Genomic DNA, 18280 nt, shown 5'->3' on the forward strand with positions numbered 1-18280 from the left:
CCTGACTTCAAGTCGGGTCAGATAAGCCCCGCGATCCCGCAAGTCACCCTCACACGTCCTGAGACAGTTTCACCAGGCCCGCCGCCAGCACGGCGACGAGGGCTCCAGCCACGATCCAGAAGGCCATCATGCCCGACCCGTCCATCAGATCGAACGATCCGACACCCAAGCCCTCCAGCCCAGATTGGGCCGCGCCCTGAGCCGTCGCCGCCGCCGTCCGCACGCCCTGCGTCAGAGTCGTCTCTCCGTCTGCAGAGAAGTTGAAATTCACCCCCTCGCGCACCGCCAGGACGCCGCCGACCAGGCCGGCCCCGGTCAGGGCCAGGGTGCGCCAGCGCGACCGTTTCTCCATACTGGCCTGGACGGTCGCCAGAAACAGGCCCTCGTCGGCCAGTCGCGGGCTCTGCGCGAACAGCCGCTCGATCATCGGATCGAATTCATCAGCCGACATGGGTCGACCTCCCGCCTGATGCCTGCGCCGGCTGAAGCCGGGCGCGGAGTTTATCCAGACCACGTTTGACATGAGACTTCACCGTGCCGAGCGGCAAATTCATGGCCGCCGCGATTTCGGGGTGGGACATTCCTGCGCCGTGGCACAGGGAGACGCAGACCCGTTCGGTTTCGTTGAGCGTCTTCATCGCTTCGTCCAGGTCCATGAAGCCGGCGTGATCGACCACGACGTCGGCCTCGTCCGCCTCGACTTCCGCGACATAGCGGGCCTCGCGCGCGACGCGCTTCAGATAAAGGCGCGCGGCGATCTTCTTGATCCAACCGGCGAAAGTCCCCTGCCCCCGGAACTCCGAGCAGCGCTGGAAGCCTTGCAGGAAGGCGTCCTGGGCCACGTCGTCGGCCAGGGACGGCGCCGCGCCCATGCGGCGGAGCAGGCCCCGGACCGCCGACCCGTGCCGACGGACCAGTTCGCCATACTCCCGCCGTCCGCCGGCCGCCGCCTGGGCGGCCAGCTCGACGTCGTGGAGATCTCTGAGTGGTTTGATCATGACGTTCCCCCCTTCCGGCGGACGTCAGTCTTTGTTCGGGTTGAACAAGCCCAGGATGATGAAGGCGATGCCGATAGCGACGGGGATGCAGGCCAGACCCAGCAGAGGCCCCTCGCCATTTCCGCCCCATTGACTGGTGAACCCGCCGACCGTGAACGCAAATCCGGCGATACCCACGCCGCTCGCCAGGCTGAGCACGCCCTTGCGGATGTCCTTGCTGCGCGACGGCAGCCCTTTCTGCACGTCCTTGGTCATGGCGTCGATCAACTCGGGCGGAAGGGTCTGGCCCTTGTCGACCGCGTGCCTTACCGTCAGTTGCATCTCGCGGCGCTCCCGATTTTTCAGGAACGATGGCCCGACAATCACGGCGACGATCGCGGTGAAGACGATGAAGACGATGAAGACGGGTGTAGCGCCCATGATGAACTCTCTCTTGATCCGATGCGACAGCCTGATGTGGCGGCCTTCTGATCACAAGAGGCTGTGGGATGCGCGTACGGATGCGCGGCCCGACGTGAAATCTTTGTAAGGTCGCGAAGCGAAGCCCATGACGCGACAACGGGTTCGGGCTAACGTCATGGCCTGACCCCCTGAAGGAGATTCCCATGGCCCACGTCACCTATCGCATCGTCGAGCACGACGGCGGGTGGGCCTACCAGTCCGGAGGCACCTATTCCGAGACCTTCGCCACCCACGAGGCCGCCAAGGCCGCTGCGGTCCGGGCCGCGCGCGAACAGAAGGTGCCGGACGAGAACGCCGCCATCGAATACGAAACCTCCGACGGCCGCTGGGTCACGGAAAGCGCCGACGGACACGACCGCCCGGCGACCGACGTCGAAGACTGACGGCCCCCGCCCCTATTCAAAGACGGCGGCGTAGGCTTCGGGCTTGAAGCCGACCAGGCGCCGGTCCCCCAGATCCAGAACCGGCCGCTTGATCATCGAGGGCTGGGCCGTCATCAGGGCGACGGCCTTGTCCCGATCAATGTCCGCCCGGTCGGCCTCGGGCAGTTTCCTGAAGGTCGTGCCGGCGCGATTCAACACCGTCTCCCAGCCGTGGTCGTCGATCCACTGGCCCAGTTGGACCGGGTCGACGCCAGCCTTCTTGTAGTCATGAAAGACATATTCGACGCCGTGCTGGTCCAGCCAGACGCGGGCCTTCTTGACGGTGTCGCAGTTGGGAATGCCGTAGAGGACGACGGTCATGGGCGGTCCTTTTCCTTGGGGCGGCCGCTGTGCCTGTAGATAGTCCTCCTGACAAGCTTGGAAACCCGCTGTTCATGAGCGGGAACCCAATACTCATCGCCCCGCCAGAACACGGTTTCCCATGTCGATCCGCGCCGCTTCAAAACGTGTCCTGGCCTTGATGAGGACCAGGGCGGCGCTGTCCGCAGTCTCCATGATGGCGACGATGACGGCGATGATGGCCGCCATGATCGTCGTGGTGTTCGGGAACCTGTCCACCATAGAGGCCGCAGACCGCGCGGTTCACCACACCCGGGTCGTCGAAACCGCGGCGGCCGATCTTCTGGCGTCCAGCCTGGATCAGGAAACCGGCATCAGGGGATACGGAGAAAGCAGGGGCGAACCGGCTGCGCTCGAACCCTATTTTGCAGGCCAGGCGAAGTTCAGCGAAGAACTGCAGACCCTCTACCGTCTGTCGAGCGACAGTCCGCAGCAGACAGCCCGACTGGACGCCCTGCGTGAGGGGCTCAACCGCTGGCGTTCCGTCTATGCAAGCCCTCAGCTGGCCCGCCCCCAAAGCCAGATCGCCGATCCCGCCCTGGCGGAGCGTGGTCGAGTCGCGATGGGCGAGGTGCGCCAATTGCTGGACGATCTTCGTGCGGAGGAGGCCTTGGCGGCCCAGGAAAGCGAGGAGGCGCGTGATCGCGCCTATACGACCGCACGGATCGTCGTCGGCGGTGTCGGCCTGGCGGCGCTGGGGTTCGGGACGAGCCTGGGTCTTTGGGCCGTCCGCGCCTCGGCGCGACGTGAACGCGAAGCCGTGGCCTTCGCCAAGGCCAAGACGCGAACCCTGGCCGTCGTCAGCCACGAGATCCGCACGCCGCTGAACGGCATGCTGGGCATGTTGCAGGCCATGGCGGCCGAGCCGATGGCGGCGACCCAGAAGGAACGGCTCGAGGTCGCGCTTGAATCGGGAGAAACCCTGACGGCCCTGCTCAACGATCTGCTGGACGCGTCGAAGATCGAGGCAGGACGCCTGGAGTTGCTGGAGGCCGATTTCGACCTGACGCGTCTGCTCGCGCGCATGGAGACCGCCTTCGGCGAGACGGCGCGCAAGAAGGGCGTGCCGCTGCGGATCGACATCGCGCCCGAAGCGGCGGGCGACTGGATCGGGGACAAGGTGCGGATCGGCCAGATCCTGGCCAATCTGATCTCGAACGCCGTGAAGTTCACCGATCAGGGCGAAGTGGCCTTGTCCGTCGACGTCCCGAGCGCAGGCCTGCTTCGGATCGCCGTGCGTGACAGCGGCATGGGCATGAATGAAGCCACCCTGGGCCGCCTGTTCTCACCCTATGCGCAGGCCAGCGCCGAAACCGCGCATACGCACGGCGGCACCGGCCTGGGCCTGGCGATCTCGCGCTCGCTGGCGCGGATGATGGGGGGCGACATCACCGTGACCAGCGCGGTCGGTCAGGGCTCCTGCTTCACCCTGGAGCTTCCGCTGCAACGCGGGCGTTCGGCCACGACCGAGCCCGAGAGCGCAAGAAGCCTGGCCGACCTGCACGTCCTGGCGGCCGACGACAACGCCGTGAATCGCCAGGTTCTGTCCGCCATCCTGCCCAGTCTGGGCGTCGAGCTGACGGTGGTCGAAAACGGCGACCAGGCTGTGGCCGCCTGGCGTGAGGGCGCCTATGATCTGGTGCTGCTGGACCTGCGCATGCCGCTCTGCGACGGCTTCGAGGCCGCCCGCCGGATTCGCGCCGAAGAGACGCCCGGCCAGCGCACGCCCCTGATCCTGTTGTCCGGCGACGTCTCCGCGTCGGTGCGCCAACAGGGCCGCGAGGCCGGTCTGGACGGCTTCGTCGCCAAGCCGCTGGACATCCATATGCTGATCGAGGCGATGAGCGCCGCCCTTCCCCCCGCGCATCCTCTGGCCGCCTGACTCCAGCGCCCTGATCAGAACCGTTTCGTCAGGCCCAGGCTGAACACCCGTCCACGCGGATCGGCGACGACCGGGTCGTAGCCGAAGGCGTACTGGGCCAGAGGCGGCGCCTTGTCCGCCAGATTGACCAAGCCCAGGGCCAGGTCGAGATCGAGGCCGAGCGTGCGGGTGTAGAGCAGATCGACGGTGGTCTGGCTGGCGATGGTGGTGTCGTTGATCCCGCTGCGGTCATTACGATAACCGGCTGTGTAGTGGACCAGGCCGGTCAGGGCATGACCGCCGCCGCTCCAGGACAGGGCGAACTCGCCGCGATTGCGCGGCAGGGACCGGCCGATATTGTTCAGATTGGTCGAGCCCACGCCCGACACCTGGGCCGCGCCGTCGCTGAGCCGGATGTCGTAACGGTCCACATAGGTCCAGGTCGCCGAGGCCGAGGCCCGACCGCCCCACAGATCGCGACCGTAACGCGCCGCCAGGTCGATCCCCTGCGTCTCGATGGAAGAGGCGTTGACGAAATAGAGCTGGACGAAGGTCAAGGCGCCGCCGGCCGAACGGGTGATGCGCGACTGGGCGTCCGTGCCGGTGCGGCCCGCCGCCGTATCGGCCGCCGCCTGATCGATGATCGCCTGGGCCGACTCCTTGACCACCTGGTCGGCATAGTCGAAGCGCCAGGCGTCCAGGCCCAGTTCCAGCCCCTTGATCGGACGCCACAGGGCGCCGAAGGTCAGGCTCTCGGACTTTTCGGGTTTCAGGTCGGCGTCGCCCGAGGTCAGGGTGTTGACGAAGACGAACGCCCCCCGATCGAACACCGACGGCTGAGAGGCCTGGGCGCCGGACTGGGCGTAGACGGACGGGGCGCGGAACCCCTGCCCCCACGAGGCGCGCAGCGCCAGGGCGTCGGTCACGTCCCAGCGGACCGCCGCCTTGGGGCTGAACCGCCCCTGATCGCCGTCATAGGACTCATAACGCCCGGCCAGTTGCGCCTCGATCCGGTCGCCCAGGTGGATGCGAGCCTCGGCGAAGCCGGCCAGGGTTTGCTGGTCGCCCTCGAAGTCGGGCGAGAACCCGGCGGTCAGCAGTTCGCCGGCGTTGACCAGATCGCTCCAGTCGTGACGGAAGGCGCTGCGGCGATACTGGGCGCCCAGGGCCACATCGACCCGCCCCCCGGCCCAGGCCAGGGCCTGACCGCCGGTCGAGGCGTCGGCCGTGGTCAGGCTGGACGCGCCGCGCAGACCGGTTGAGCCGGTCAGGCTGTCGATCAGTTCGGCGCTGTTGGCCGTGCCGGTCCCGAGATAGGCGCTGCCGAAGGGATTGAAATACTGACAGGCGCCGACGCCCGGCGACCCCGTCGCCGCATCGCAGCCGGCGCCGCCCAGACCATTCAGGGCGTTCCGCAGCGCGCTGCCGATCACGTCCGGCTTGTCATAGGCGACATGCTGGCGGCTGGCGGTCGCGGCCAGGCTCCAGGTCCAGCCGCCGGCGAAGTCACCGTCCAGACCGGCCGCCAGTCGCCATGTCTCATACTCGAACACGGCGGTCGAAGCCCCGGCCTCTGCGCCCAGAAGCCGGCCCCGGAACAGGACGTCCTCGCTGAACGGATTGTCGGGGTGCGAGGCCGGCACGGTCAGGGACTGGGCCAGGATGGGCAGCGACGGCGTCTGGCGGGCGCGGGTTTCGGAGGTTGACCAGGCCGCCTGAAGCGACAGGCTCATGTCCCCGACCGGACGGCGATAGTCGGCGAAGACCTGGGTGCGCGTCTCCTCCGGCGTCAGGTCGAAGAAGTCGGAATAGTCGAGGCGGCAGAAGGCGTCGCCGGCGCTGTTGCGATAGGCGGCGTCGAAGGCGGGATTGTCGCAGGCCGGGTCCGGCGCATAGCCCCCCGTGCCGGGCCGGTAATAGGAGCCCGGCTGACCGTAGCTGGTCACGGCGGTCCAGGACGCGCGGCCGTAACGGTCCGCCTGGGTGAAGTCGCGCTCGTCGGTGCTGAGCGCCGACCGGTGGAAATGCGAGGCCGCCAGGGTCAGGTCGCCGCCCAGCAGCGCAAGACCGCCGACGGCCTGGATCACGCTCTCTTCCGATCCGTCGGCCACGGCGTATTTGGCGCTGATCTCGGGCTCCGCCACATTGTGACGGGTGATGAAATTGACCACCCCGGCCACGGCGTCCGAGCCATAGACGGCCGAGGCGCCGTCCCTGGCCACCTCGACCCGCTGCAGGGCGATCATGGGAACGAGCGAATTGATGTCGACGAAGGCCGAGCCGTCGGTCGCCACCACGGCGCTGGTCGTCCAGCGCTGGCCGTCGACCAGGACCAGGGTCGAACCCAGGCCGAGATTGCGCAGATTGAACTGGGCCGTGCCCGAGCTCTGCGGCTGGTTCAGCTGATCCACCTGGGCCTCGGAGCCCGAGTTGGCGGTGATCAGGCGGACCAGTTGCGAAGCGTCGGCGGCGCCGGCGGCCGCGATGACGTTCCGCTCCAAAGTCTCGACCGGCGCGATCCGGTCGCCGCCGGCGATGCGCGATCCGGTGACGACGATATCGTCCACGCGCGACGGCCCCTCCTGCGCCTGAACCGCACACACGCCCGCCAGCCAGGCGACCGAAGCCGTCGCCATCAGGATTTTACGCCGCGCCATGTCTGTGCTCCCCAAAACCGTGACGGCGGCTTCTAGCGAGGGCGTGTATTTTGCGAAAGAGCAATTTTGCAGATTTGCAAATTATCGGTTCTGCATACGCTCTGGAATATCGCGAGCCTTTGATCCGGCGATGTAACCGGTTACGGTAGAGAAAAATGGAAGCAGTTCAGGAAAGAAGCATGGCGAACGTCCGTCTGGTCGACGTGAAGAAGGCGTTCGGCGCCGTCGAGGTGCTGAAGGGCGTCGATCTGGAGATCGCCGACGGCGAGTTCGTGGTCTTCGTCGGCCCGTCCGGCTGCGGCAAATCCACCCTGTTGCGCACCATCGCCGGGCTGGAAGAGGCGACGACGGGCCAGGTCTCCATCGGCGACCGGGTGGTCAACGACCTGTCGCCGTCCGACCGGGGCATCGCCATGGTGTTCCAGTCCTACGCCCTGTATCCGCACATGACGGCCTATGAAAACATGGCCTTCGGGCTGAAACTGGCCAAGACGGACAGAGCCGAGATCGATCGCCGCGTACGCGCCGCCGCCGAAGCCCTGAGCATCACCGACTATCTGGACCGCAAGCCCAAGGCCATGTCCGGCGGACAGCGCCAGCGCGTCGCCATCGGCCGCGCCATCGTGCGCGAACCCGACGTCTTCCTATTCGACGAGCCGCTGTCGAACCTGGACGCCGCCCTGCGGGTTCGGATGCGCTACGAGTTCGCACGCCTGCACGCCGAGCTGAAGACGACGATGATCTATGTGACCCACGACCAGGTCGAGGCCATGACCCTGGCCGACCGGATCGTGGTGCTGAACGGCGGCCGGATCGAACAGGTCGGGGCGCCGATGGACCTGTACCAGCGCCCGGCCAATCTGTTCGTCGCCGGCTTCATCGGCAGTCCGCGCATGAACCTGCTGACGGGCGAGGTGGTCGCCGCCTCGGCCGCCGGGGCCACGGTGCGGACGACGGCAGGCGAGACGATCCGCGTGGCGGTGGACGCCGCCTCGGCCAAGGCTGGCGACCGCATCACCCTGGGCGTCCGGCCCGAACATCTGAGCCTATCGGCCGAGGGCGACGTGCTGACCGCCGAAGTCCTGTTCGTCGAGCCCCTGGGGGCGACGACCATGGCCCATCTGAAACACCCGGCGTCGCAGGACACCCTGACGGTCCAGCTGGCGGGCGGGGCTCCGGCTAGGGTCGGCGAATCGCTGACCCTGCACGTCCCCGCCGACCAGGCCCATCTGTTCGACGCGGAAGGTCGCGCCTTTTCCCGACTTTAGCCGCGCTTTTCGTCACCGCCGATGAAGGCGCCGGCGATCCAGCTGACCACGCCGGTGACGATGGCCGCCCCGATTCCCGCCCACAGGCCGTCCACGGCGAAGCCGTTCAGGAACAGGGCGGTCAAGCCGATCATCGCCGCGTTCACGATCAGCAGGAACAGACCCAGGGTGACGACCGTGATCGGGAAGGTCAGCACCACCATGATCGGCCGCACGATCGCGTTGACCAGGCCCAGAATGATCGCCGCCGCGATCAGCGAGCCGTTATTGGTGAAGTCGACGCCCGGCACGATCTGGGCCGACAGCCACAGGCCGGCCATGGTGACGACGGCCTGGATGATGAAACGGATCATGTTGTCCTCAATGATGTGGAAGCGTCACCATAACGCGGCATGCCGGCAAAGGCTCCCCCTCGCCCGCCCCGGCTGCTAATCAGGGCGCTGATCCAGACCGCGACACGATACGGAGACCGGCCATGAGCCTTCACGGCGAATACGACCCCGACAACATCTTCGCCAAGATCCTGCGCGGCGAGATCCCCTCGGTGAAGGTGTGGGAGGACGACCACGTCCTGGCCTTCATGGACGTGTTTCCCCAGTCGGAAGGCCATGTCCTGATCATCGCCAAACAGTCGCAGGCGCGGAACCTGCTGGAGGTCGAGCCGGACATCCTGGCCCGGCTGACGGCCGCCCTGCAACGCACGGCCGTGGCGGTCGAAAGGGCGCTGAAGCCCGACGGGATCGCCGTGATGCAGTTCAACGGCGACGCCGGCGGCCAGACCGTCTTCCACCTGCATTTCCACATCATCCCCCGCTGGGCCGACCGGCCGATGAAGGGACACGGCCACGCGCCCATGGCCGAAGCCGCCGCCTTGAGGCCCCTGGCCGACCGGATCGCCGCAGAACTGGCCTGAGCGTGGCGGATCCGTCTTGCACAGGCGTCAATCCGTCCGCATAAGGCCAGCCAGTCCTCAAGACCGGGGCCGGTTTAGCTCAGTTGGTAGAGCGCCAGTTTTGTAAACTGGATGTCGCGGGTTCGATTCCTGCAACCGGCACCATCTCTTCACGACTTGGCCCTGCAGTTTTGCAGGTGGCGCCTTGAGGGCGCAGCGGATCACAGACCGATATCGAACGGGTGCGCTTTCACAGCGTTTCAGTCGGGAAGGCACGGGCGACCACGCGGTATGGCTTTGACCATAGCCGAGCCCTGAAGGGTGGCGAGACACCGATCGCGCCGAAACACTCAGGTCGGAACATCCTTGTCCGATACGGCTTAGGTATCTGAAAGCCGCGAAGACACGCCGGGGCCACGGACGCACGACACTCATCAATCGGCAGGGAAACGCCCTGAATGCACGCCACTTACTGCGGTCCTGCGCCGCTTCCCGGCGAACTCGCCACGAGCTGGAATCTGGACCCGATTCTTCTCGCCGCGCTGTTCGCGCTGGGCGTGGGCCTGCGGCGCGACCGGGCCGGACTGGCCGGCGTGGCGGTGTTGGCGATCGCCTTCGTGTCTCCGCTCTGCGCTCTGTCGGCGGCCCTGTTTTCGGCGCGGGTCGTGCATCACGTCCTGCTCATCGCCGTCGCCGCGCCGCTTCTGGCCTTGGCGGTCCCGGCGCGACGGCCGGCCGGGATCGTGATTCCCTTCTTGGTCTCGACCGCCGTCCTCTGGATCTGGCACATTCCCGCAGCCTATGACGCCGCCCTGACCAATATCCCAGTCTATTGGGTGATGCAGATCTCGCTGCTCGGCAGCGCGGTGCTGTTCTGGCGGGCGGTCCTGGCCGGGGACGGCGCGCCTGTGGATCGCCTCGGGTTTGTGATCGCCGCCTTCGCCCAGATGGGGCTGCTCGGCGCCCTGCTGACCTTCGCCCCGACGTCCCTCTATGCGGCGCACAGCTTCGCGCCCCTGGCCTGGGGCATGACCCCGCTTGAGGATCAGGCCCTGGGAGGGCTGATCATGTGGGCGCCGGCGGGGATACCCTACGCGATCGCAACCATCTGGATCGCGCGCCAAGGCTGGTCGCGACTGAAGGCGACGCGCGCATGATCGACTGGCTCGCACCCGCCGTTCCGCTGTTCAAGGCGGCCCATATCGTCGCCCTGGTGATCTGGTGCGGAGGGCTGCTGGCCCTGCCGTTGATGTTGACGCGCCATGACCCGAACATCTCGATTGAAGACTATCGCGTCGTCCGGAACGCCTCGCACCTGACCTATACGATGTGCGTCACGCCGGCGGCCGTCATCGCCGTGATCGCCGGCACCTGGCTGATCTTCCTGCGCGAGGTCTATGTGCCGTGGCTGTTCGCCAAACTGGCGTTCGTCGCGATGCTGGTGATGGCCCATGGCTGGATTGGCCACACCCTCGCGCGGATCGGCGAAGACCCTGACGAACACACCCCGCCCCGGGCCTATATCCCGATCGCCCTGGTTCTCTTGCCGATGTTGATGATCCTCACCCTGGTGTTGGCCAAGCCGACGCTGGCCTGGGTCGTCCTGCCGGACTGGCTGACGGAACCCCGGAGCGGTCAGCTCTTGTTCGACACGCCCAGTCGATAGTCGAAGACGAGTTTGCCGCCATGCCAGCCCGTTACCGCCACCACCCCGACACACAGGGCCGAGAGCAGGATGCCGTAAGGCAAAACGGCCGTCTCATATCCATAGAGACGATGCCCCCAGTTCGCCCCGAGCAGCGCCAGCAAGGTCACCGCGATGATGAAATGGGTCCAGGCCGGAGCCCGCGCCCGGATGCCCGACACCATCAGCAGTTCGGCCGTTCCGGAAACGCCCGCCAACATGCCGAACAGAAAACCCGTGCCGGCGGACCACAGGGCGGCCCGGGCCCAGAAGCCGTCGCCCGTCCACCAGTACAGGGCGTCCGCGCCCAGGGTGCAGAAGGTCAGGGCCACGGGGAAGGCGACGCTCATCGCATGAATCGGGTGACCGAACACCGCGACGCGCGACTCGGTCGCGGAAAATCCGGGCGCGGCCGCAATCGGGTCGATCAGGGCCTCGGCTTCCTCTTCGATCTTGTCCGTCATTTCCCGTCCCTGCCGCGTCCCATGGTGGTTCTGACAACGGCGCTGGCGCTGGCGGGTTGCGAGGGGGCCCTGTCGACCGTCGATCCGGCCGGCCCCGCCGCCCGCACCATCGCCCAGATCTGGTGGGTGATGCTGATGGGGGCCGTCGCCATCTTCGCCCTCGTGATGGCCCTGGTCGCGCTGGCGTTCCGGGCGCGCGGCCCCGTTGACGAGACGCGGCACGAGCGCCTGTGGGTGATCAAGCTGGGCATAGCCTTTCCGGTCGTCGTGCTGCTGGCCCTTCTCGCCTATGGGCTGGCGGCGGGCGAGCGATTGCTGCCCAGGCAGGGCGCGGATGTCGTCCGCGTCGGCGCCGAGGCCCGCCGGTCCGCCTGGGCCTTCAGCTACGCTGATGTTGCGGGGCTGAGGACCGACCAAGTGCTGCACATTCCCGCCGGGCGGCCCGTCGATGTCGCGATCACCTCCACGGACGTGATCCACAGCTTCTGGGCGCCGCGTCTGGCCGGCAAGATCGACGCCATTCCCGGCCATGTGAACATCCTGCGCATCGAGGCCGACGCCCCCGGCGTCTATGCCGGCCGAAGCGCCGAGTTCAGCGGCGTCGGCTACGACGATTTCGCCTTCACCGTGGTCGCCCACGACCCCGCCTCCTGGGAGCGCTTCGTCCGAAGCGGCACGCCATGAACATGCTCCAGCGCCACCGCCGCCTGACCGAAATCTGGTCGTCCGAACCCGGCGCTCGCGGCCTGTTCTCGACCGTCAACCACACCGACCTCGGCCGGATGTTCCTGGCCGTGTCCTTCTTCTTCTTCCTGGTCGGCGGCGTGCTCGCCATGCTGATCCGAGCCCAGCTGGCGACGCCCCACTCGGCCTTCGCCGGGCCGGAGATCTACAACCAGATCTTCACCATGCACGGGACCATCATGATGTTCCTGTTCGCCATCCCGACGTTCGAGGGACTGGCGATGTATCTGCTGCCCAAGATGCTGGGCACGCGCGATCTCGCCTTCCCCCGCCTCTCCGCCTACGGCTTCTGGTGCTATGTCTTCGGCGGGACGATGCTGCTGGTGTCGATGGTGCTGGGCATCGCGCCGGACGGCGGGTGGTTCATGTATCCCCCGCTGACCGGACCGATCTACTCGCCGGGCATCAACACGGATTTCTGGCTGATCGGCATTACCTTCGTCGAGATTTCGGCCATTGCGGCGGCGGTCGAGATCACCGTCTCGATCCTCAAATACCGCGCCCCCGGCATGTCGCTGGACAAGATGCCGATCTTCGCCTGGTACGCCCTGGTCACCGCCCTGATGATCCTGACCGGCTTTCCGCCGCTGATCCTGGGCTCGATCCTGCTGGAGTTGGAACGGGCGTTCGGACTGCCCTTCTTCCAGGCCGAGTTCGGCGGCGACAGCCTGTTGTGGCAGCACCTGTTCTGGCTGTTCGGCCACCCGGAGGTCTACATCATCTTCCTGCCGGCGGCGGGGGTGATCTCGACCATCCTGCCGGTCATGTGCCGCACGACCCTGCTCGGCTATGGCTGGATCGTGGCCTCGGCCACGGGGCTGGCCTTCCTGTCGTTCGGCATCTGGGTCCACCACATGTTTACGACCGGCATCCCGCATATGGGGCTGGCCTTCTTCTCTGCGGCCTCGACCCTGGTCGCGGTGCCGACGGGCGTTCAGTTGTTCGCCTGGATCGGGACCATGTGGAAGGGCAGGCCCAGCCTGCGCATGCCGATGCTTCACCTGCTCGGCTTCTTCTTCACCTTCGTGATCGGGGGGCTGACCGGGGTCATGGTCGCTGTGGTTCCGTTCGACTGGCAGGCGCACGACACCGCCTTCATCACAGCCCACCTCCACTACGTCCTGTTCGGCGGCTTCGTCTTTCCGATCCTGGCCGGGCTCTACTACTGGATGCCCCACGTCAGCGGCCGTGCGCGGTTCTTCCGGCTGGGCGAGCTGGCCTTCGCCCTGGTCTTCATCGGCTTCCACGTCACCTTCCTGGCCATGCACTGGGTCGGTCTGCTGGGCCAGCGGCGGCGGATCTCGACCTATCTGCCGGAGGACGGCTGGACGACCGTCAACCTGATCTCGTCGATCGGCAGTTTCGTGCTGGCCATCGGCATCGCCATGGTGATCGTCGATCTGGTGCTCCACGCCTTCACCGCGCGACGCAGCCGTCGCGACCCCTGGCAGGCCGGAACCCTGGAGTGGGCGATGATGACGCCGCCGCCGGCCTATAATTTCGCCAGCCTGCCCCATGTCGACAGCCGTCAGCCGCTCGCCGACGATCCAGAGCTGACGCTCCGCCTTGCGCGCGGTGAAGGCTATCTCTCGGAACCCGAACAGGGGTGGCGCGAAAGCCTGACGGTCGAGGTCGCGACCGGCAAGCCGGACTTTCACATCATCTACCCGACCAACACCCGCCTGCCGATCCTGATGGCGGCGGTCACCGGGGTGTTCTTCGTCTCCCTGTTGCTGAAGTTCTACTGGACGGTTCCGCTGGCGGTGGTCGGGGTGACGATCCTGGCGTGGCGCTGGGCCTGGTCGCTGGGACGCACGACCGATCTGCCCCCTCGGTCGATCGGTCGCGGCCTGACGCTGCCCAACGCCACCCAGGTCAGCCGTTCGCCCAGCTGGTGGGGGTCGGCCCTCCTGCTGACGGCCAATGCGACCTTCTTCGGCTCGCTGCTGTTCGGCTTCGCCTTCCTGTGGACGGTCGCCCCGTCCTGGCCGCCGCCCGCCTGGTTGACGTCGTCGGCGCCGGAGCTGGCGCTGGGCGTCATCGGGGCCGGGCTTGGCGTGGTGGCGATCCGACGCGCCGCGCGGACCAATCGAGAGGGCCAGGACGCCCGGCCTTGGCTGGGCCTGACCTTCGTCGCCGCCCTGGGGGTTGCGGCGGCGGCGGGCGGGGTGGTCCTGCGGGCCCCGACGCCCGGCGACCACGCCTATGGAGCGACGCTCCTGGTGCTCGGATCCTACGCCCTGTTTCACGCCGTCCTGGCGGCCCTGATGGCCGCCTTCCTCACCGCCCGCGTCGTCAGGGGCTTCACCTCGCCCAGCCGTCAGGCCGAATTCCCGGTGGTGACCCTTTGGGTCGACTACCTGGCCGGCGCCTCGACGCTGATCCTCGTCGTCGCCCATCTTCCGGGATTGCTGACGTGAAGGATATCCTGCGCATCCTGGTCGCGCCCCTGGTCTGGCTGGCCAGCTTCAGCGCGGTCTACGGCCTGCACGGGCTGATCTGCGGACACGGGATCGGCGGGTCGGCTTTCGGCCTGGTCTCCGTCCCGCGCCTGCTGATGGGGGGCGCCTATGGGCTGGCGGTGCTGCTGCAGGTGGGTCTGATCCTGGCCCTTCACGCCGCGCGCTTCAGTTCGCCCTCGCCGTTCGTGCGCTTCGTCAGTCGCGCCACAGCCTGGGTGGGACTGATCGCGGCGGTCTGGACGCTGTTGCCGACGTTGGTCACGACCTACTGCCTTTAACGAGCCGACAGCGAGCGATAATCACCGACTTGATCTGGATCAGATCGTCTCCCGACCTTGCCCCTAGTATCCAGGGCTCGAAGCGCGGGACAGGACGATGCGTCATTTCATCGACACGCAAGATTTCACGAGCACCGAGCTCCGGTCGCTGCTGGAGCTGACCGGCCTGCTCAAGGCCGCCGACAGACAGGGAGGCTTGCCGCCTCTGCTGGCGGGGGCCTCCCTCGGGATGATCTTCGAGGAGCCTTCGACCCGAACCCGTATCTCGTTCGAGGTCGCCATGACGCGGCTCGGCGGGCACGCCCTCTATCTGAAGCCCGGGGAGATTCACCTCGGCGTTCGCGAGAGCATCAAGGACACCGCCCGGGTGATGAGCCGGATGGTCGACGCCATCGAGGCGCGGACCCTGAAACACGCCACGGTGACCGAATTGGCGCGCTGGGCGACCGTCCCGGTGATCAACGGCCTGACCGACTACAATCACCCGACCCAGGTGCTGTGCGACGTCTTCACCATGATCGAGCACAGTCCGGCCGGGAAACGGCTCGAGGATTTGCGGGTCGCCTTCATCGGCGATGCGACCAATGTCTGCTCGTCGCTGATGATGATCTGCACCCGGCTGGGCCTGAACTTCACCCACTGCGCGCCCGCCCGCTACCAGGCCCCCGAGGCGTGGCAGGCGATCGCCCGGGCCAACTGCGCTGCGTCCGGCGGCTCCTTCACGGTCGCCGAGGATCCGCAGGCCGCCGTGGCCGAGGCGGATTTCGTCTATACAGACCTGTGGTGGTGGGTCGGTCAGGAGGCCGAAATCCCTGAGCGCACCGCCGCCTTCATGCCTCGCTACCAGATCAATGAGGCCTTGCTGGCCCATGCCCCGGCGCACGCCAAATTCATGCACTGCCTGCCCGCCTCGCGAGGCGTCGAGGTGACGGACGCCGTGATGGATGGCCCTCGCTCGATCATTTACGACCAGTCCGAGAACCGGCTGCACGCGGAAAAGGCCATTCTCGCCGCCTTCGTCGCCCCGCGCCTGAAGCCGCGGTCGGCCGCGCGCTCGCATTGGCATGCCGGGCGCATCGCAGAGTTTCTCAAGCACCATCCCCTCACCGAGCCGGCTTCGCCGGCTCTCCTGTCGGAGGTCGACCGCCATGTCTGACGCTGTTTCCGCCACGCCGCGCCCGCGCTTCAAGCGCGTCATGGGCCTGTTCGACGTCACCCTGTTCACCGTCTGCGCCATCCTGGTGATCGACACCCTGGCCGCATCGGCGGCGATCGGCCCCTCGGCCCTGTCGTGGTGGGTGATCACCTTCCTGCTGTTCTTCATCCCCTACGGCCTGATCACCGCTGAACTGGGGGCGGCCTATCCCGGCGAGGGCGGCATCCAGCAATGGATCCGGCGCGCCTTCGGCGATCGCTGGGCGGCGCGCACGACCTGGTACTACTGGGTCAACGTCGCCCTGTGGATGCCGTCGGGATACATCCTGATGGCCGGAATGATCGCCCAGATCACCGGCGTCGAGATGAGCCTGTGGGGCAAGATCGGCATCGGGATCGGGGCCACCTGGCTGACCGTCCTGATCGGCGTCACCAGCCTGGCGACGGCCAAATGGGTGCCCAATCTGGGGGCGGTCATCAAGGCCGCCATCATGCTGCTGATCGGCGGTGCGGGGATCTACGTCCTGACCACCCGGGGACCGGCCAACGACCTGTCCTGGCCGAGCCTGATCCCGCAATGGGGCGCCGGTCTCGCCTTCCTTCCGGTCATTGTCTACAATTTCATGGGCTTCGAACTGGTCTCGGGGGCCGGCGAAGAGATGCGCAACCCCGCCCGCGACGTGCCGATCGCGGTCATCACGGCCGGCCTGCTGATCTCGGGCTTCTACCTGCTGGCGACCTTCGGCATTCTCGTGGCCCTGCCCGTCAAGGACATCGGCCTGATCGAAGGCCTGCTCGACACCCTGAGGTCGCTGATGGCCGGGGCTCCGGGGCTGGACGTGATCATCCCCCTCATCGGCGTCGGGGCGGTCTTCACCATCCTGGCCAATCTGGTCACCTGGTCCATGGGCGCCAACCGCACCGCCCAGGCCGCAGCGGCCGACGGCGAACTGCCGACCGTGTTCGGGCGGCTGCGCAAGTCCAACCAGACCCCGGTCGGAGCCTATCTCCTCACCGGCCTGGTCTCGACCTTCGTGATCGTCGTCTATGGCGTCTTCGCCAGCAGCGCCGAGGACCTGTTCTGGTCGCTGTTCGCCTTCAGCTCGGTCATCTTCCTGCTGCCCTATCTGGTCCTGTTCCCCGCCTTCCTGCGTCTCCGAGCCCGCGACGCGGAGACGCCCCGTCCCTACCGGGTTCCCGGGGGCGCGATCGGGGCCAGCGTCATGGCGCTGGTCTGCACCCTGTTCATCGTTCAGGCGATCTTCTTCTTCCTCTGGGTTCCAGGACAGCCGGTGGATTGGCGCAAGACCGGCCCGATCCTGACCGGCGTGCTGCTGATCCTGGGGCTCGGCGAGATCGTCATCGGCGTGATGAAGGCCAACCGGCGCGGACCGCCCCCCCCGGCCCGGTCCGCTGAACCCACCCTCTCGTTTCCGAAAAGGTCCGCCATGTCTGAGGTTCTCGACACCACGCCCCGCGCCGACGGGTTCCGAATGCCCGCCGAATGGGAGCCCCATATCGGTTGCTGGATGCTGTGGCCCGAACGGTCGGACAACTGGCGGGGCGGCGCAAAGCCGGCCCAGCACGCCTTCGCTGCGGTGGCGGCCGCGATCGCCGAAGGCGAGCCGGTGACGGTCTGCGTCTCGCCCGCCCAGTATGTGATCGCGCGCGCCATGCTCGCGCCGACCGTGCGGGTCGTGGAAATGACCAGCAACGACAGCTGGATCCGGGACTGCGGCCCGACCTTCGTCGTCAACGACCAGGGCGTGGTGCGCGGCGTCGACTGGAAATTCAACGCCTGGGGCGGGCTGACCGACGGCCTCTACTTCCCATGGGACCAGGACGATCTCGTCGGCGAGAAGGTCATCGAACTTGAGCGCGACGATCGCTACGCCCCGGACTTCGTGCTGGAGGGCGGCTCGATCGACGTCGACGGCGAAGGAACGGTGCTCGCGACCGAGGAGTGTCTGCTGAACCCCAACCGCAATCCCGGCAAGACCCGTGAGGAGATCGAGCAGTCGCTGCGCGACTACCTCGGCGTCGAAACCGTGCTGTGGCTGGAGCACGGCGTCTATCTCGACGAAACCGACGGCCACGTCGACAACATGTGCCGCTTCGTCGCTCCGGGCGAGGTGGTGCTGACCTGGACGGACGACCGCGCCGACCCGCAGTACGCCCGCTCGGCCGCGGCGCTGGAGCGCCTGGCCGGTTATCGCGACGCCCGCGGGCGTCCTCTGCAGGTGCACAAGCTGCACCAACCGGCGCCGGTGCTGATCACCGCTGAAGAGGCCGCCGGCGTCGACAAGGTGGCCGGCACCCTGCCGCGCGAGCCCGGCGACCGGATGGCGGCCTCCTATGCGAATTTCTACATCGCCAACGCGGTGGTGGTCGCGCCTGCCTTCGGTGATCCGCAGGACGCCCCCGCAATGGAGACATTGGCCCGACTGTTCCCGAACCGGCGAATCCTCTCCGTGCCTGCGCGGGAGATCCTGTTGGGCGGGGGCAACATCCATTGCATCACCCAGCAGGAACCGCTGGGGGCGCGCGAGCGCGCCGCAAGTCGGCCTCGGTGA

The 18280-nt window shown here is 67.2% G+C and carries 19 protein-coding genes and 1 tRNA gene; 12 read left to right on the top strand and 8 right to left on the bottom strand.

The window, feature by feature from the left end; translation table 11 throughout:
• Nucleotides 1-49 precede the first annotated feature (49 nt).
• Genes GYM46_RS00325 through GYM46_RS00335 form a run of 3 tightly spaced genes read right to left on the bottom strand, consistent with a single transcriptional unit; the run spans nt 50 to nt 1418 of the window.
• Entirely contained in the window at nt 50-451 is a 402-nt protein-coding gene (locus GYM46_RS00325; RefSeq protein WP_035307401.1) for a hypothetical protein, read from the bottom strand.
• The gene (locus tag GYM46_RS00330; RefSeq protein ID WP_008263098.1) at nt 441-998 is read right to left on the bottom strand and encodes an RNA polymerase sigma factor; all 558 of its coding nucleotides are present in this window, start codon (nt 996-998) and stop codon (nt 441-443) included. Before GYM46_RS00330 ends, GYM46_RS00325 begins: the two co-directional genes overlap by 11 nt.
• Before the next feature lie 24 nt (nt 999-1022).
• Complete coding sequence (locus GYM46_RS00335; protein ID WP_008264372.1) at nt 1023-1418, bottom strand: DUF6249 domain-containing protein; 396 nt, start codon at nt 1416-1418, stop codon at nt 1023-1025.
• Nucleotides 1419-1603: 185 nt separating this feature from the next.
• Between GYM46_RS00335 and GYM46_RS00340 the strand changes: the two genes are divergently transcribed.
• Nucleotides 1604-1843, top strand: a complete 240-nt coding sequence (locus tag GYM46_RS00340) for a DUF2188 domain-containing protein (RefSeq protein WP_008259809.1) — start codon at nt 1604-1606, stop codon at nt 1841-1843.
• A gap of 12 nt (nt 1844-1855) precedes the next feature.
• Here the strand turns inward: GYM46_RS00340 and GYM46_RS00345 are convergent, their stop codons facing one another.
• A complete protein-coding gene (locus GYM46_RS00345; RefSeq protein ID WP_008260879.1) occupies nt 1856-2203 on the bottom strand; it encodes an ArsC family reductase in 348 nt (115 codons plus the stop codon).
• A 93-nt stretch (nt 2204-2296) separates the two neighbouring features.
• Nucleotides 2297-2431, bottom strand: coding sequence for a hypothetical protein (locus GYM46_RS16910; RefSeq protein ID WP_255343239.1), 135 nt, complete (start codon nt 2429-2431; stop codon nt 2297-2299).
• Here GYM46_RS16910 and GYM46_RS00350 point away from each other — a divergent pair.
• The gene (locus GYM46_RS00350; RefSeq protein ID WP_164952569.1) at nt 2421-4124 is read left to right on the top strand and encodes an ATP-binding protein; all 1704 of its coding nucleotides are present in this window, start codon (nt 2421-2423) and stop codon (nt 4122-4124) included. The two genes, GYM46_RS16910 and GYM46_RS00350, sit on opposite strands and share 11 nt — an antisense overlap.
• Before the next feature lie 14 nt (nt 4125-4138).
• Here the strand turns inward: GYM46_RS00350 and GYM46_RS00355 are convergent, their stop codons facing one another.
• Nucleotides 4139-6760: a TonB-dependent receptor domain-containing protein gene (locus tag GYM46_RS00355; protein ID WP_008264278.1), complete on the bottom strand. Its 2622-nt coding sequence runs from the start codon at nt 6758-6760 to the stop codon at nt 4139-4141.
• A gap of 179 nt (nt 6761-6939) precedes the next feature.
• On the opposite strand from GYM46_RS00355, the gene GYM46_RS00360 reads away from it, so the two are divergent.
• Complete coding sequence (locus GYM46_RS00360; RefSeq protein WP_035307397.1) at nt 6940-8028, top strand: ABC transporter ATP-binding protein; 1089 nt, start codon at nt 6940-6942, stop codon at nt 8026-8028.
• Here the strand turns inward: GYM46_RS00360 and GYM46_RS00365 are convergent.
• Nucleotides 8025-8381 carry a phage holin family protein gene (locus GYM46_RS00365; RefSeq protein ID WP_008260563.1) on the bottom strand — a complete coding sequence of 119 codons (357 nt, stop codon included), beginning with the start codon at nt 8379-8381 and terminating at the stop codon, nt 8025-8027. The two genes, GYM46_RS00360 and GYM46_RS00365, sit on opposite strands and share 4 nt — an antisense overlap.
• A 122-nt stretch (nt 8382-8503) precedes the next feature.
• Here GYM46_RS00365 and GYM46_RS00370 point away from each other — a divergent pair, with 122 nt between their 5' ends.
• The 4 genes from GYM46_RS00370 (at nt 8504) to GYM46_RS00385 (ending at nt 10586) form a co-directional block, all read left to right on the top strand.
• Nucleotides 8504-8941 (top strand): HIT family protein, encoded by a 438-nt coding sequence (locus GYM46_RS00370; protein WP_008263758.1) that lies wholly within the window; start codon nt 8504-8506, stop codon nt 8939-8941.
• Between the two features lie 68 nt (nt 8942-9009).
• Nucleotides 9010-9085 (top strand) — tRNA-Thr (locus GYM46_RS00375).
• A gap of 293 nt (nt 9086-9378) precedes the next feature.
• Nucleotides 9379-10077, top strand: coding sequence for a cytochrome c oxidase assembly protein (locus GYM46_RS00380; RefSeq protein WP_008262324.1), 699 nt, complete (start codon nt 9379-9381; stop codon nt 10075-10077).
• Entirely contained in the window at nt 10074-10586 is a 513-nt protein-coding gene (locus tag GYM46_RS00385) for a CopD family protein (protein WP_008262467.1), read from the top strand. The genes GYM46_RS00380 and GYM46_RS00385 overlap by 4 nt, the downstream gene beginning before the upstream one ends.
• On the opposite strand, the gene GYM46_RS00390 is transcribed toward GYM46_RS00385, so the two are convergent.
• On the bottom strand, nt 10556-11068 hold the full coding sequence (locus GYM46_RS00390) for a DUF2231 domain-containing protein (RefSeq protein WP_008264091.1): 513 nt from the start codon (nt 11066-11068) through the stop codon (nt 10556-10558). The genes GYM46_RS00385 and GYM46_RS00390 overlap by 31 nt on opposite strands.
• 21 nt (nt 11069-11089) lie before the next feature.
• Between GYM46_RS00390 and GYM46_RS00395 the strand changes: the two genes are divergently transcribed.
• The 5 genes from GYM46_RS00395 (at nt 11090) to aguA (ending at nt 18280) form a co-directional block, all read left to right on the top strand.
• The gene (locus GYM46_RS00395) at nt 11090-11752 is read left to right on the top strand and encodes a cytochrome c oxidase subunit II (RefSeq protein ID WP_008260668.1); all 663 of its coding nucleotides are present in this window, start codon (nt 11090-11092) and stop codon (nt 11750-11752) included.
• Complete coding sequence (ctaD, locus tag GYM46_RS00400; protein ID WP_040349434.1) at nt 11749-14232, top strand: cytochrome c oxidase subunit I; 2484 nt, start codon at nt 11749-11751, stop codon at nt 14230-14232. The genes GYM46_RS00395 and ctaD overlap by 4 nt, the downstream gene beginning before the upstream one ends.
• Nucleotides 14229-14552 carry a hypothetical protein gene (locus GYM46_RS00405; protein ID WP_008259213.1) on the top strand — a complete coding sequence of 108 codons (324 nt, stop codon included), beginning with the start codon at nt 14229-14231 and terminating at the stop codon, nt 14550-14552. Before ctaD ends, GYM46_RS00405 begins: the two co-directional genes overlap by 4 nt.
• A 97-nt stretch (nt 14553-14649) precedes the next feature.
• Nucleotides 14650-15708, top strand: coding sequence for a putrescine carbamoyltransferase (gene ptcA / locus GYM46_RS00410; protein WP_050771618.1), 1059 nt, complete (start codon nt 14650-14652; stop codon nt 15706-15708).
• The gene (aguA, locus tag GYM46_RS16725) at nt 15701-18280 is read left to right on the top strand and encodes an agmatine deiminase (protein ID WP_008264207.1); all 2580 of its coding nucleotides are present in this window, start codon (nt 15701-15703) and stop codon (nt 18278-18280) included. Before ptcA ends, aguA begins: the two co-directional genes overlap by 8 nt.

This window comes from Brevundimonas mediterranea (assembly GCF_011064825.1).
GTDB classification, from domain to species: Bacteria; Pseudomonadota; Alphaproteobacteria; order Caulobacterales; family Caulobacteraceae; genus Brevundimonas; species Brevundimonas mediterranea_A.